Below are 13,467 nucleotides of genomic sequence, written 5' to 3'. Positions count from 1 at the left end.
CATGGGTGCGAAAGATCCGTCGGCTCGCTGGTTTGTATGGCGGCGCACCAGAAGGCGGTTTCACCGGATTTGTATGGAGCCTTCTGTGTCACCGGTGCGCATTGCGGTGTTGACGGGATTATTGGCCGCCGCTTTCATCTGCCTGCTCATATGGGGATGGCGGGATGAGGAGAGGCCCCGCGTTTCTTCCCCCATTGTCCAAACGGCGGAATTTGAGAAAGTGAAACCGGAGCGCCTTCAGGAAGATCGTTTCTTTTTCCGAGGAAAGTCGGGGCGAGGGGAAGCTGAATACGAGTGGAACCTGCGCACAGGAGCTTTATTGAAAGTGGGGGAAAAGAGCGGAACGGACGTAGTCTCCTTGGGAAAACACGGCGTTCTGACCGTGCTGTCCGAAGGTGCCGTCCGGTCAATGGTGGTGCAAAAAGGATCTCATCGCACCCGGATTGCTTTCAATGTCCCGGCGGGGATGCACCATCCGATATCGGTGTCGCCGCAGGGAGATGCCATCGTGTATCCGGTAGGAGATGCGGAAGATGTGTCGTTAGCCTTGTTCCGTCCCAAAGAGGGACGTTCTCACCCAATTCCCGAAACTCAATTTTCGTCCCGTACCAACATATCGTCGGCGGTATCTTGGTCCCCGAGTGGCCGTTTTCTATCAGTGGCGGACAGAGTGTACGCGGTGGGTGATACTGTCCCTGTCCCCATCCTTCGAAGCGCTCCGGGCTGGTGGTCTCCAACGGCGGATGTGCGGGCAATCGTGGAGGACAATCGACGGTTGGTCCTGTGGAATGCCGTGACGGGGGAACGACGGGTCGAATTTGAAACCCCTTCAGGCGAGGAGATCGTCCCGCCTGTTGTGTGGGATCCCCAAGGTTATTATTTCGCTTTTGCAACCGGTCGTAGGGTGAGCGGAGAACTATTTTTTGAAAGAGTACATGTAATGGACGGACAATTGTATCATTACGTGGAGAATGAACATAATCTGCAATCAACGCAGTTGGATCGCCTCATGATCGGACCCGGCGGCGGTTATGTATCATACGTGATCAACGGGATGTTGAAGCTGATTCATCTCCGTACGCAAAATTCGTTGGTATTCGATGTGTATCATCAGGTGGCGGGACAGTCCCATCCCTTTATTCGTCACGAGCGTAACGGGGTATGGCTGGCGGAGGGCCACCATATCCTGTTTATCGACGACGGTATGAAGGAGAGGGAGATTTATCGAACTTCCCGTCCATTGATGGGGTTTTATCTATCCCCTCATCTGCATCGTCTGCTGATTGTGGAAAAAATGCCGCAAGGGTGTAAGGTGAGCCTGATCGATCTGAAACGGTTGGGCCAATCGTCGTCCTCTGGCGATCCGGGCAATACAGGATAAAGGAGCACGAGCAATGACCAAAGTCTCAACGAAGCAATCGGCACTTCCTTTTACGGAAGAGCGAAAAGCATCCATTCAACGACGTTTGCTCCAATGGTATCGCATTCACCAACGGGATCTACCTTGGCGTCGGGATCAGGACCCCTATAAGATCTGGGTATCCGAAGTGATGCTGCAGCAGACGCGGGTAGAAACCGTGATCCCCTATTTTCATCGTTTCTTGGAACGTTTCCCCACACTGGAAGCGCTGGCGGCGGCCGATGAGGCCGACGTCATCAAAGCGTGGGAAGGATTGGGGTATTATTCGCGCGTGCGCAACCTGCATGCTGCTGTTAAGGAGGTGGTGGAGAAACACGGAGGGAAAGTGCCTGACACATTGGAGGCCATCTCTCAGCTGAAGGGAGTGGGACCGTACACGGCGGGTGCCATTTTGAGTATCGCGTATAACCGGCGGGTGCCGGCCGTCGACGGTAATGTGTTGCGCGTCTTTTCCCGGTTGTTCGCTTCGGCGGATGACATCGCCCGTGTCCAGACACGCAAAAAAATGGAAACGTGGGCTTATCATCTAATTCCGGAATCCAATCCGCGCGATTTCAATCAGGCGTTGATGGAGCTGGGGGCGATGGTGTGTACGCCAACATCGCCTTCCTGTGAGACTTGTCCGATCCGCTCCGATTGTCTGGCATACCAAAAAGGGATGCAACATGAATTGCCCGTCAAGAAAAAAGCGAAACCGCCAGTTTCGGTTTCGCTCGTGTTCGGTTGGATTCGGGACGGCGATCGCGTGTTGCTGGAACGGAGACCGGAGGCGGGACTCTTGGCGGGGATGTGGGGATTACCCACACTGGAGACGGATGCCAGCGATTCGGTTCAGGCATTGATTGTTTGGATGAAAAAACATGGTATATCCATACAACCCGGCGAAACGTTGGGGATGGTGGAGCATGTCTTCACGCATCGCAAATGGCATGCTACGATCATCGGTGGTACGTGCGTCGGGATAAAGGGAGAACTTCCGCAACATTGGCGGTGGGCAACGCTGGATGAACTAGAAACGTTGGCATTGCCCAAGGTATACCAAAAGGCCGTTCAAACCGCTTTATCTTCCATTTTTGCTTGAGATTCTGACCATGATGGGAAACACGGTGAATGTGGCCACCGTGCAGGCGAGGGAGAAACCGAGGGGGAATTGATCCGTGGAAGAGAAAAAAGAGCCGAACGTCGACGACTCCAAAGAAACAACCAACGAGTCGCCGTCCTCCCCAATAGTCCCCGATTCGCAATCGGAGGCGGATCGGTCGACGGACACAAAGAAGAAAGTGGATGAATCGGTACCGGAATGGGTAGAGATGTCCGAAGAAACAGAATCAAATGACCGTGAGACTTCAACGGAGCCGGACATGACCGGTTCGGCGGAAAGCACGCCTTCTTCTCCCGAACGGGAAGAGATGGCTGCCGCTGCATTGGTGTCTGGATCCTCACAAGTGAGCGTGTGGGATCGGATCAACCGAGTGTTGCATCGCATGCCGCTGGTCAACCGCATTCCGTTTGAACAAATCGGTCCGAAAAAAACTGTTATCGGCACGCTGGTGGTGGCTTTCGCTTTGGTGGGAAGTTTGTCCGTGTTTGCATTTGACGGAACGACCGATGCCAAAGAGGCCCCACGGGCAGGTGTGACAAAGCCGCATCAACAGCTGAAACCGCAACCAATTCCTTTTACCGTCACCTATGAGGGTCGGCAATGGACTGTTGATCTCCGTACCCTTGGCTATGACGGAAAAGATCCATCCACATTAAATCGCGACAAATGGTTGGCTTGGTTTCGTAAGGTGAAAAAAGAAGTGGACCAACCAGCCGTGGACGCGGAGCAAAATTGGTTTGGCGGTAAATTGACCCCGTCGAAAACGGGAAGATTGGTGGATATGGACACCATCGAAAAAGAATGGCTGCCCCGTTTGACGGCGATGACCGGCCAGCCACAGGAGCTGCCGATGGTAATCGATCAGCCGGAGGTGACCGAGGCGGATTTTCAACAGGTGGATCAACGGTTGATAGGCAAATATACGACGTACTTCGATGGAAGCAATGTCAACCGCACCACCAACATTCGATTGGCCTCCAAGGCGATCAACAATCTGATCCTGAGCCCAGGAGAGCGCTTCTCCTTCAACCGGATCGTAGGACCTCGCACACCGGGTCGTGGGTACAAATCAGCCAAGGTGATTGTGCGGGGGGAATACAGTGAAGGCATCGGCGGCGGAATCTGCCAAGTGTCGAGCACACTGTTCAACAGCGTCGATGAAGCGGGGCTGAGAATCCTCCAGCGCAATTCCCACAGCAAAGAGGTAGCGTACGTTCCGCCCGGGCGCGATGCAACCGTCTCGTGGGGCGGACCGGACTTCCGTTTTAAAAACAATCTGACCAAGCCGGTATTGATCCGTATCCGGGTGACCAGCAATTCGATCACAGCTTATGTATACACGACACCGGATGCCCGGGTGAAAAAACGGAAACCGGTGCAACCCGCACCAACCAAAGTGGAATCGGTGCCCGTCACCAACCCCGGCGCTTCGAACGGGAAACATCCGCAGTGACCAATGGAAGGCCAGCCTTTCACAGGAAAGCGAGACTGCTGACAAAGGTAGAAGGTCAGCAGTCTTTTTTGTTGAAAGAAAGAAGAAGATAACATCAAGAGTAAAGGAGAGAATAGGATTTTTCAAACCCTTACTCTTCGGCAAGGCTGATGCTGGTGGGGCGAAAAGGCAAAGATGATACGGTTCTTCAATCAGCCATACCTTTGAAAAAATCGCATCGTTGGTCAAGGGATAAAAAGGACGCAAACAGCCCGCATCAGATCGATGCAGGCTTCATTTTACGGGATGCTATTTCAAGCTAACAACAACAACCATGAAAACAAACGCACTTATGATTGTGTACGCATACCACTTCTTTTTATTTTTTCTTTCAAATAAGCATAAATAAATGCCGTAACACAAGTAAATGACCAAAAGTCCCCAAGGAACAAAATCAAAATAGTATATAAGTTTGATCAGTACTTTCACCAATACCAAAATGAGGTCCCAAGGAAGTTTTTCCATGAAGAGTTGCCATGGAGAAGAACCATTCATCAAGGGGATTCATTCATCCCGCGAAGGTGGGTGGCCTTTTTCCGTGAATGGATATGGGAGACGGAAAAAGGCACACTCGCTTAATCGGGATCCAACCCTGGAGTTGGACAAAGGATTGTCAATTGAATGAGGCCGTCCTAATGATCAAATATCCTCCAGTTGCCAGTCGATGGGTTGCAAACCGACCTTTTGCAAAAATTCATTGGTTCGGGAAAACGGACGACTGCCGAAAAAGCCGCGATTGGCGGAATATGGACTGGGATGGGCTGATTCGATTACCAGGTGATGATCGCGGGTGATCAATGCTTTTTTCTCCTGCGCATTTCTTCCCCACAAGAGAAAGACGACGGGTTGTTCCCGTTCATTCAATGTGCGGATCACCTGGCTCGTGAACGTTTCCCATCCTTTACCCTTATGGGAATTGGGCTGGCCCCGGCGAACGGTCAAGACGTTGTTGAGGAGCAGGACGCCTTGTTCCGCCCATTTGACCAGATGACCGTGGTTGGGAATCCGGCACCCGAGATCATCGTGCAACTCTTTGAAAATGTTTTGGAGCGAAGGTGGTACTTTTACGCCGGGTTTGACAGAAAAACTGAGACCGTGTGCTTGACCCGGGCCGTGATACGGGTCTTGTCCGATGATGACGACCTTGGTGTCGGCATAAGGGGTGAGATGCAAGGCGGAGTAAATATCATATTTGTCCGGATAGACAGTATACGTATTGTATTCGTGGATCAAAAACTGGCGCAACTTTAGGTAATACGGCTTTTCGAATTCAGCGTTCAAATGATCGGCCCAATCATTTTTCAGGATGGGCGCCATGTTTCTCTCCTCCCAATGATGTAGCTTATGTATAAAATTATTTTCACACATATGATGGTGCCTTGTAAAATGGGGTCACTGTCAAAAAAAGCTTCGGGCTGTCTCTCATTTTTCCATGTCCAGCATGAGGTTTTGGAAAGAACGGCCCCTTCATTCTCAATGGATCACGACATGTGGCTTACTCGTCACTTTCCAGCAAGGCGATCCAATGACTGTCCGGTTGATATCTTTTCAGCGCGTTCAACAGCCATTCACGGCTTGTTTTGCCCAATCGTTTGAAGTGGTTGGCAAAATCCTGTTCATCTTTGGGGCGTGGGTTTTTGGCTTTGAACAGCAATTGCCATTCCGGAGCGACGTGGGGCCGGCCACTCCCGTCTTGTTGTGCAAAGCATTGAATATCCAACGTAATGACAGGGGACCGTCGGAACAGCACCTTGTCACCGTCACGGTCAATGAGCAGAAACTCCAACTTCAGGTCTCCTTTTTGGAAAACAAGCTCATGGCGAGGGGGGCGTACATCTTCCAACTCTCTGAAAATCTCATACCGTCTTTCACCCGGAATAGCCACATACGCTGTCCATCCGTCGAAATACTGAATGAGCCGCTCCGTATCTTCCCTGAAAATAGTGAGGTCGAGATCACCGTGTTCCCGTGTCACTCTTCCAACTGATAGATCAAGTGCCCAGCCTCCGGAAACAAACCAAGGGCGATCAAAAGATTTCATCACACTTAGAACTTGATCAATGGGATGGAACGGGTAGGTTTGATTCATGAACTACCCCTTTTTTCGAAAGACCATATTTTGTTGGGGATGGGCGATGTGTTGGGACTGGAAGTGACATACGAGTCCGATCAGTCAGTCTTTCTCAAATGCGGCGAGCAAATGATCGCCCTCTTTACCCATGAAAATCACCCGGAGGGTGCACGTCGCTTGGAAGGGGCGGTCAAAGGCATCTCCCATCTTGAATTCCGGATCAAACGAAGCGATAAAGAGTATTGGCACCAAAAACTGCGGGATGCCGGTTATCACGCTTACAAGGACAATTTCGAGGATGAAGACGGAAACCTGTTCCACGTTGTATATGAAGACTGAATGACAATTGAAGAGGATGGGCCTTTTTTTCCTCTTGTACTCACTCGTCGGAAAAAGGCCCATCCTCCCCTTGGATTAAGGATGATCAGACACGATTTTCTCTGCAATGTCTCTGATTCTCCGATCCATTATCTTCCCATCACTCCGCTTTTTCCAGTTGGACTGCAGTGGAGAAGAAGACGGCACCGCCCCCCATATCAGCTTCCCGGTCGGGCGTCAGTTGGTTAATTCCTTTTCCATCCGGATAGGAGGACAACCACCACAATCCCATGCTGACCAACACGCCGGGAAGAACGGCGTCGGTGACTTTCGCCGTCAAGATACAACTCCCCCGCTCATTCCAGATGCGTACGAGGCTCCCGTCGACGATTCCCTTCCGCGCTGCATCTTTCGGGTGAATTTGCAAAGTGGGCCGTCCTTCCATCTTCTGCAGTTTGGGAATGTTACCCATGCTGGAATTGAGATATTGGTGGTTGGGCGGAGAGATGAGCATGAACGTATCGGGATCTTTCGCGTTCCGTTCCCCGTCGGTCCCCTCTTTCGGTGCGATGTGAGCAGGGAGAGGGTCTAATCCTTCCGCCCGAAGCGATTCGTTGAACAGGAGAATACGAACACCGCGTTGCAACCGTTCCGGGAATACCGCATTCTCCGATAAATCCAACTTGACGATCTCTTTTTCCATCAGCTCGTCAAAATCAATACGGGACAGGCAGGGATTGTCCGAGTTGTCCAGGACTTGGCGGATCAGGTCCTCCTCCGTATCGTCAAAGCAGGGCTCAGTGAAACCCATCCGTTTGGCCAATGTACGGAACAACTTGTAGTTGGACCAGGCTTCACCTTGCGGCGGCAGGATCGGACGGGCCACTTGGACGTACATATGCCAATAGGATTTGTATACATCCAGGTTTTCAAAATGGGATGTGGCGGGCAGCACCAGATCGGCATAACGGGCGGTGTCCGTGAGAAACAGATCATGTACCACTGTGAACAGATCTTCCCGAGCCAGACCGCGCAACACCTTTTCCTGAGACGGTGCCACTGCGGCTGGATTGCTGTTATAGACGAACAGCATGCGAATCGGCGGATCAGACTCCAGCAATGCGCTCCCCAGATGGATCATATTGATGCTGCGCACGTTGGGATTGGGCAACAAATCGGGGCGTTCCAGTTTGTCGGTGTCCACTTGGACCAAACCGTTCCCCTTGAGCGCTCCGCCGCCTTTGTACCGCCATTGGCCAGTGAGGGCCGGCAGACAGGTGATGGTGCGGACGATCATGCCGCCGTTGTCATGATGTTGCAACCCGTTGCCGATCCGGATGAACGAGGGAGATGTTTTCCCATACTCCCGGGCCAGCCGGATGATGGTCTCCTTCGGTACGCCCGTGATGCGGGACACGCGTTCGGGAGGATATGCTTTCAGCCGTTCCCGCAGTTGCTCCCATCCAACGGTATAATCGCGCAAAAACGCTTCGTCGATCAGGTTTTCCCGCTCCAACACGTGCATCATGCCAAGCGCCAATGCCGCATCAGTACCAGGATACAACTGGACGAACTCGTCGGCCCACCGAGCCGTCTGATTGCGATGGACGTCGATGACCACGATTTTGGCCCCTTGTCTGCGGGCTTGTTCAAACAACATGACCTGATGCATGTTGGTGCTAACGATGTTACCGCCCCAAACGATGATATACCGGCTATGGACCGTGTCTTCGGGATCGATTGCCCCCTTGATCCCCATGGTGGCTTGGAATCCTTGACTGCCCGCCACGTTGCAGATGGTGCGATCCAGCCGCGTTGCTCCGAGACGATGAAAGAAACGTCGGTCCATTGTCCCATTGTTAACCAAACCCATGTTGCCGTAGTAACTGTAGGGAAGAATCGATTCGGCCCCGTGTTTGTAGATGAGTTGCTTCATTCGTGACGTGATCTCATCGAGTGCTTCTTCCCAAGTGATCCGTTCAAACTTGCCTTCCCCTTTCTCACCCGTGCGTCGCATCGGGTAAAGCAGTCGTTCGGGATGGTGGACACGGTCAGGGAAATGGCGTACTTTATGGCAAATTGCTCCGCGGGTGATGGGGTGATCGGGATCGCCGGTCACCCGGGTGATGCGGCCTTCTTCCACCGTGACATGCAAACCGCAGGTGTCCGGGCAATCCAGCGGGCAGACGGAGCGAAAAACCTCTCGGGTTGATGGTGACACGTTTCTCTCCCTCCAGCTTTTTTCCACTATTTTACCTTGTGCATAAGCGGTTGGAAAGAGAATGGGTTGTACGAATCCGGCGTCGTTTGAGACAATGCTCATGATGACAGTAAAGGAGGGACTGATGTGCTGGCCCAATTGTGGCGGGCGGCCGGATGGGGTGTGCCGTCCCATGAAGAGGCGAAAATGTGGGTGGAACGGGCGTTGAAAGAGGGAGAAAAACGAAAGGGATGGCTGGGAGATCAGCGGTATGAATGGATGGATTGGCCCATGTCGCCCAGTGTCCGTTTTCGGGTGGTGACGGACGGAACGCGTGTGGTGCAATTGGTACCGGCACTCGTATGTGGCTCGTCTCATTCGTTTCTGCCTTCCACTGTCCGGAAAACAGAACGTCACAGCGTCGCTTGGGGAGCGTGGCGGAGTATACCGGGTGGAATCCTGCACCGAACAGCGGTATGGTTGCAAAATGATTGGGGAGCGAAGCAACCGGGTCCATGGACGATGAGGATCGCCGGTCTGGCTTATGAAATAAAGGTGGATACGAGATCTTTGGGTACGGCAGGATCGATGCCGCTGTTTGCGCAGGTGGCTCGCTTTACGCGAGAAATCCCCTTGGAGGAGCAGGCACATTATACTCTTCGGGGAAGGGTAGAGGGGGTGGAAGAAGAAAGAAATCAAATTACCGGTCAGACAATTTGGAAGATCACATTGTCAGGAAAAGACCAGTGGCGGTTGACGATGGTGACACATCCTTCTCTGGTCGAGGGGAAAATCCGTCCAGGTGATTGGGTGGTGGCCGAGTGTCGGTTGCAAGGGGAGATGGTGAACTAGGGCATGTCTGGTAAATCCGTGAGGGGGCAAATGATTTTCCAGGTGAGCGAAGACCCGGAAGGCAACTTTCTCTCAGCGAAGCGTACTTTGCCCGCGACCTGCGCTCCTTGGTCGAAGCGGCCATGACTTGCTTCCTTGCAGGGCGCAGGTGGAGCGAGCCGGGAAAGCAATGGGACAGTATTCACCAGGGGATGTCAGTGGGTTCGCTCGTTGGAAAAAGGCCTCTTAGTCAGATGATTTGACGGGTTCCCTGACAGGCGTAGCGCAACTTTGGGTTACCGCCATCATCACTTAGTTCATCTGGAACCGCCGCGCCGCTCGATTTCCTCGATAATCTGATGATGCAGGCTGATACCCTGCGCATTCATCAGCGGGGAAAGTTGAGAAAAAACGGCGTGTTGAAACACCAGTTCCTCATCGGTCCACTGGGGAAGCGGTGTGGTGTGCAGCGTTTGCCAATCACGGCCGACAAACATGATGACTCACCTCATTTGCATCAGGTTTGCTTTCAGTATGGTTGAATTCAACGATTTGATACATCGAATCGTCAAGGAGTTGTGGTCATGAGTATCGAGGTGCGTCTCTTTCCTTATGAGATCGAACCGGAGTGCGTGTTCGCCCGGTTGTACGGAAGCTGTACCTATGCGTTTTGGCTGGATGGTCAGGGAAGTGACCGCAGCGGCCGTTTTTCCTGGATGGGAGGAGATCCGTTTCTGCTGATGTCCACCCGGGATGGGCGGACCACGATGACCCGAAACGGTCAGGTACGTAGATATGGAGACCATCCGTTCGCGCTGTTGAAATCCCTGGCCCAGTCGTGGTCGATTACGGACGTCCCATTGCCGGATATACCTTTTTTGGCCGGCGGTGTTGGGTATGTGGGCTATGAGATGAAACGGTATGTGGAGCAACTGCCGCAGACTGGCGCCGATCCGTTCGGCTTGCCGGAAATGTGCTGGATGTGGTTTGACAAAGTGATGGTATTTGACCATGCGGAACGACGGGTTTGGCTCTGCAAATGGCGGTTGGACGGAGAAACCGCTGCTGACGTGGAACGAACGCTAAACGAATGGGAAACCGCTCTCTTGCGCGCCGCTCAGTGTCCCCTCTCCACCCGTGCATGGCCCGATTGCAACGGGATCAGTATAGATGAGTCGGCATTTCGCTACATGGTGAGCCGTGATCAATATCTGCGCAAAATCGAAAGCATTCAACGCCATATTGCGGACGGGGATATTTACCAAGCTTGTTTGACGCACTTGGTCACTGCCGATTTGTCGACGGATGGTTGGGATTTGTATCGCGTATTGCGCCGGATCAATCCCGCACCTTTTTCGTGTTATCTCAAGTTGGGAGAAACAGAAGTGGTCTCTTCCTCTCCGGAGCGCTTTTTACGTGTGCGTGCCGATCGCATGGTGGACAGCAGTCCGATCAAAGGAACACGTCCGCGGGGACGTACCCCGGAGGAGGACGCGCGATTGGCCAACGAGTTAGCCACGCATGAAAAAGATCGGGCCGAAAACGTGATGATCGTCGATCTCGTGCGCAATGATCTGGGCAGAGTTGCGGATCCCGGCAGTGTGCGCGTGCCGGAGTTGCTTGCGGTGAAATCTTACGCCACCGTTCATCAACTGGTGTCCACAGTAGAAGGCAGGTTGCGGGAAGACCTGCACGCCGTGGACGCGTTGCAGGCCGCGTTTCCCGGCGGTTCGATGACGGGTGCGCCCAAGATTCGCGCGATGGAGATTTTGGATCGGTTAGAACCGACGGTACGGGGGATTTATTCCGGCGGGATCGGTTATTTGGACGTCCGTGGGACAATGGATCTCAGCATGGTGATCCGCACAGTGATTTGTCGGAAGGGACAAGCCTTTTTTCACGTGGGAGGCGGGATCGTTGCCGATTCAGATCCTGAGGCGGAGTATCAGGAGACGATGGACAAAGCCCGTGCGCTCAAGGCAGCGATCCACTGGGTGAATCGCAAATAGCCACCTACCACGAATAAAAAAACCTTTTTCCGATTGATTGGGAACAACAGGAAAAAGGTTGCGGAGTAAATACGGGGATTGTCAATTGTACGAGCGACGCGAGTAGCATGTATCTTGTTGTTGAGAATGGGAAAAATAGGAAAACGTCAATGCGTGCCCGTTCGGATGTTGGACAGTACTTTGACCTCAAACGGTTTGTGCGGGGCGATATCACCCACATTGCGATGTACCAGACGTTCGAGACGATGGTATTGATGCGGTTTTACCCAGCGTTCCGGCTCCACGTATAAGATAAGGCGTCGACCATCGTAGTCCAACCGGGCGGACCGGACTCCCTCGACGGTTTGAGCCGCCTGTACTATATGGCTTTCGGGATAACCTACATAGGTATAGGATTGACTGTCATTGGACAATCCTTGGCGTTGTTCCGGTGGTTTGGCCCATTGGCATCCCGCCGAAACTGTCAAGAAGAAACCACACATCAATACTACGAAAATGCGGCGAGTCATTCCCTTTCCCTCCTCTTTTGCATAGTTTGGGTTGAAGAAAGTCCGATTTTGCAAGGGAAATCTTCCCTGTCGGCCCGAAGCTTGATGGAAAAGGGGTGGAGGATGTGCGCGTACCCTTCCGTTTAACGAAGTGGTTGCTTCCGGCTACCCTTGCGGTGCATGCGGGAGGAGTGGCCGGATGGTTGGTCTGGTATTGTCGGGATGGGGAGGGAGGATCGCCGGCGTGGTTGTGGCAGGCCGGCATATTGGCGGCTTGTTGCATGGCTGTTTGGTACGGGAGATGGTATCGGTGCTTTTCCGCCGAATACGGTGCTATTCTCTCGTTGGCGTGGTTGGTGTGGGTGATTGGTGCCGCCTCCGTCATCCTGCACCATCTGGTGCAATTGACGATGATATCCGCTTTGACCGAATGGCTGAGGCAGATTCCTACGGTTGGGTTGCAGGCATATTTGGCGGAAGGGAACCGTCTGCTGTATGTTTTTGGCGGCATATTCGGCAACTTCTGTTATGTGTGTTCCGGTTTGATGTGTACGGTAATCTTGTCTCGGCATCCTTCGTTTTCAGCGCGGGTGGCCGGTTGTTCGTTCGGTTTGTGGTTGGTGGGTCTTGTATCGGTACTTTGGTCCTGGTATGTAACTGTTCCGCCAGCTTGGTTGTTTGGATTTCCGCTGTTTTTGTCCGGCGGTTGGTCGGCGTTGATGGCGGGGGCCACACCGGCAGAAGGCGGGGCAGCATCTCGGTGACCGAGTGGGCGGCCAGGAAAAGATCGCTTTATTGGATTGTGTTAAGAGAAAGTTAAGGACTTCCCTCCTGAAATGTTAAGAATCCGCGCTTAATCTGGTAGGTGTCAAAGGGTGCAAGGGAGTGATATCGTGGAGTCGTTGATGGACCGAATGGCATTTTTGTTGCGTTTTTTCAGATCTCCCCGCATGATCGGCAGCATCACCCCCAGCTCCGCTCACCTTGTTCGGGCCATGCTCGATCCCATTCCGTGGGAACAGGTCGATACAGTGGTCGAATTGGGAGCGGGAACAGGGGTGATCACCGAAGCGTTGGTTCAACGGACCCGTCCGGAGACCCATGTAATCGTATTTGAACGAGATACCCATTTACGAGACTTGCTTTTTCACCGTTTTCCGTACCTTCATCATGCCGAACATGCGGAAAAACTGGGTGAGGAGTTGGAGCAGCACGGGATCGGACAGGTGGATTGTATCCTGTCCAGTTTGCCTTTCACCAATTTTCCCAATGCGATACGGCATGCAATTTTGGATGAAGTGACGGAACGGTTGGCACCGGACGGTATGTTTGTCGCCTACCAGTACACACTGCACATGTTGCCTCTGTTTCGGGAGCGATTTCACCGCGTCTCGTCCCGGTTGGTATTCTGGAATCTGCCGCCCGCTTTCGTCTATGTATGCAGCAAACCCAAAACACGGGAGAAGGAAAAGGGAAATGGATGGGCAAATCTTAACCCATAACTGTAAAAGATCATCTGCCATGGGCGGAGAATGA

General features: G+C 52.8%; 13 protein-coding genes. 8 read left to right on the top strand and 5 right to left on the bottom strand.

The features are described from left to right. Position 1: 1 nt before the first annotated feature. The 3 genes from NWF35_RS14480 to NWF35_RS16955 all read left to right on the top strand — a co-directional run bounded on the left by NWF35_RS14480 (position 2) and on the right by NWF35_RS16955 (position 3,975). Positions 2-1,381, top strand: a complete 1,380-nt coding sequence (locus NWF35_RS14480; RefSeq protein ID WP_301240056.1) for a WD40 repeat domain-containing protein — start codon at positions 2-4, stop codon at positions 1,379-1,381. A gap of 13 nt (positions 1,382-1,394) precedes the next feature. Further along, on the top strand, positions 1,395-2,501 hold the full coding sequence (gene mutY, locus NWF35_RS14475) for an A/G-specific adenine glycosylase (protein ID WP_301240055.1): 1,107 nt from the start codon (positions 1,395-1,397) through the stop codon (positions 2,499-2,501). Between the two features lie 76 nt (positions 2,502-2,577). After that, positions 2,578-3,975 (top strand): VanW family protein, encoded by a 1,398-nt coding sequence (locus tag NWF35_RS16955; RefSeq protein ID WP_435873912.1) that lies wholly within the window; start codon positions 2,578-2,580, stop codon positions 3,973-3,975. Between the two features lie 678 nt (positions 3,976-4,653). On the opposite strand, the gene NWF35_RS14465 is transcribed toward NWF35_RS16955, so the two are convergent. Next, positions 4,654-5,331, bottom strand: coding sequence for a uracil-DNA glycosylase (locus NWF35_RS14465; RefSeq protein ID WP_301240053.1), 678 nt, complete (start codon positions 5,329-5,331; stop codon positions 4,654-4,656). 178 nt (positions 5,332-5,509) lie between these two features. Continuing rightward, complete coding sequence (locus NWF35_RS14460) at positions 5,510-6,103, bottom strand: nucleotidyltransferase domain-containing protein (protein ID WP_301240052.1); 594 nt, start codon at positions 6,101-6,103, stop codon at positions 5,510-5,512. On the opposite strand from NWF35_RS14460, the gene NWF35_RS14455 reads away from it, so the two are divergent. Then, positions 6,095-6,424 (top strand): VOC family protein, encoded by a 330-nt coding sequence (locus tag NWF35_RS14455; protein ID WP_301240051.1) that lies wholly within the window; start codon positions 6,095-6,097, stop codon positions 6,422-6,424. The genes NWF35_RS14460 and NWF35_RS14455 overlap by 9 nt on opposite strands. A 139-nt stretch (positions 6,425-6,563) precedes the next feature. On the opposite strand, the gene NWF35_RS14450 is transcribed toward NWF35_RS14455, so the two are convergent. Beyond that, positions 6,564-8,624 (bottom strand): molybdopterin-containing oxidoreductase family protein, encoded by a 2,061-nt coding sequence (locus tag NWF35_RS14450; protein ID WP_301240050.1) that lies wholly within the window; start codon positions 8,622-8,624, stop codon positions 6,564-6,566. Between the two features lie 126 nt (positions 8,625-8,750). Between NWF35_RS14450 and NWF35_RS14445 the strand changes: the two genes are divergently transcribed. Continuing rightward, the gene (locus NWF35_RS14445; protein WP_301240049.1) at positions 8,751-9,455 is read left to right on the top strand and encodes a hypothetical protein; all 705 of its coding nucleotides are present in this window, start codon (positions 8,751-8,753) and stop codon (positions 9,453-9,455) included. A 296-nt stretch (positions 9,456-9,751) separates the two neighbouring features. On the opposite strand, the gene yfhS is transcribed toward NWF35_RS14445, so the two are convergent. Next, positions 9,752-9,931, bottom strand: coding sequence for a mother cell protein YfhS (gene yfhS, locus NWF35_RS14440; protein ID WP_301240048.1), 180 nt, complete (start codon positions 9,929-9,931; stop codon positions 9,752-9,754). 87 nt (positions 9,932-10,018) lie between these two features. Here yfhS and pabB point away from each other — a divergent pair, with 87 nt between their 5' ends. After that, positions 10,019-11,443 carry an aminodeoxychorismate synthase component I gene (pabB, locus tag NWF35_RS14435; RefSeq protein WP_301240047.1) on the top strand — a complete coding sequence of 475 codons (1,425 nt, stop codon included), beginning with the start codon at positions 10,019-10,021 and terminating at the stop codon, positions 11,441-11,443. Between the two features lie 146 nt (positions 11,444-11,589). Here the strand turns inward: pabB and NWF35_RS14430 are convergent, their stop codons facing one another. Beyond that, on the bottom strand, positions 11,590-11,952 hold the full coding sequence (locus NWF35_RS14430) for a hypothetical protein (RefSeq protein ID WP_301240046.1): 363 nt from the start codon (positions 11,950-11,952) through the stop codon (positions 11,590-11,592). A gap of 104 nt (positions 11,953-12,056) precedes the next feature. Between NWF35_RS14430 and NWF35_RS14425 the strand changes: the two genes are divergently transcribed. Together NWF35_RS14425 and NWF35_RS14420 are read left to right on the top strand one after the other, a co-directional pair. After that, the gene (locus tag NWF35_RS14425) at positions 12,057-12,695 is read left to right on the top strand and encodes a hypothetical protein (RefSeq protein WP_301240045.1); all 639 of its coding nucleotides are present in this window, start codon (positions 12,057-12,059) and stop codon (positions 12,693-12,695) included. A 129-nt stretch (positions 12,696-12,824) separates the two neighbouring features. Beyond that, positions 12,825-13,433 (top strand): class I SAM-dependent methyltransferase, encoded by a 609-nt coding sequence (locus tag NWF35_RS14420; RefSeq protein ID WP_301240044.1) that lies wholly within the window; start codon positions 12,825-12,827, stop codon positions 13,431-13,433. Positions 13,434-13,467 lie beyond the last annotated feature (34 nt).

It is taken from the genome of Polycladomyces subterraneus (genome assembly GCF_030433435.1).
Lineage (GTDB): Bacteria > Bacillota > Bacilli > Thermoactinomycetales > JIR-001 > Polycladomyces > Polycladomyces subterraneus.
This window is presented reverse-complemented; position numbering and strand designations above follow the sequence as displayed.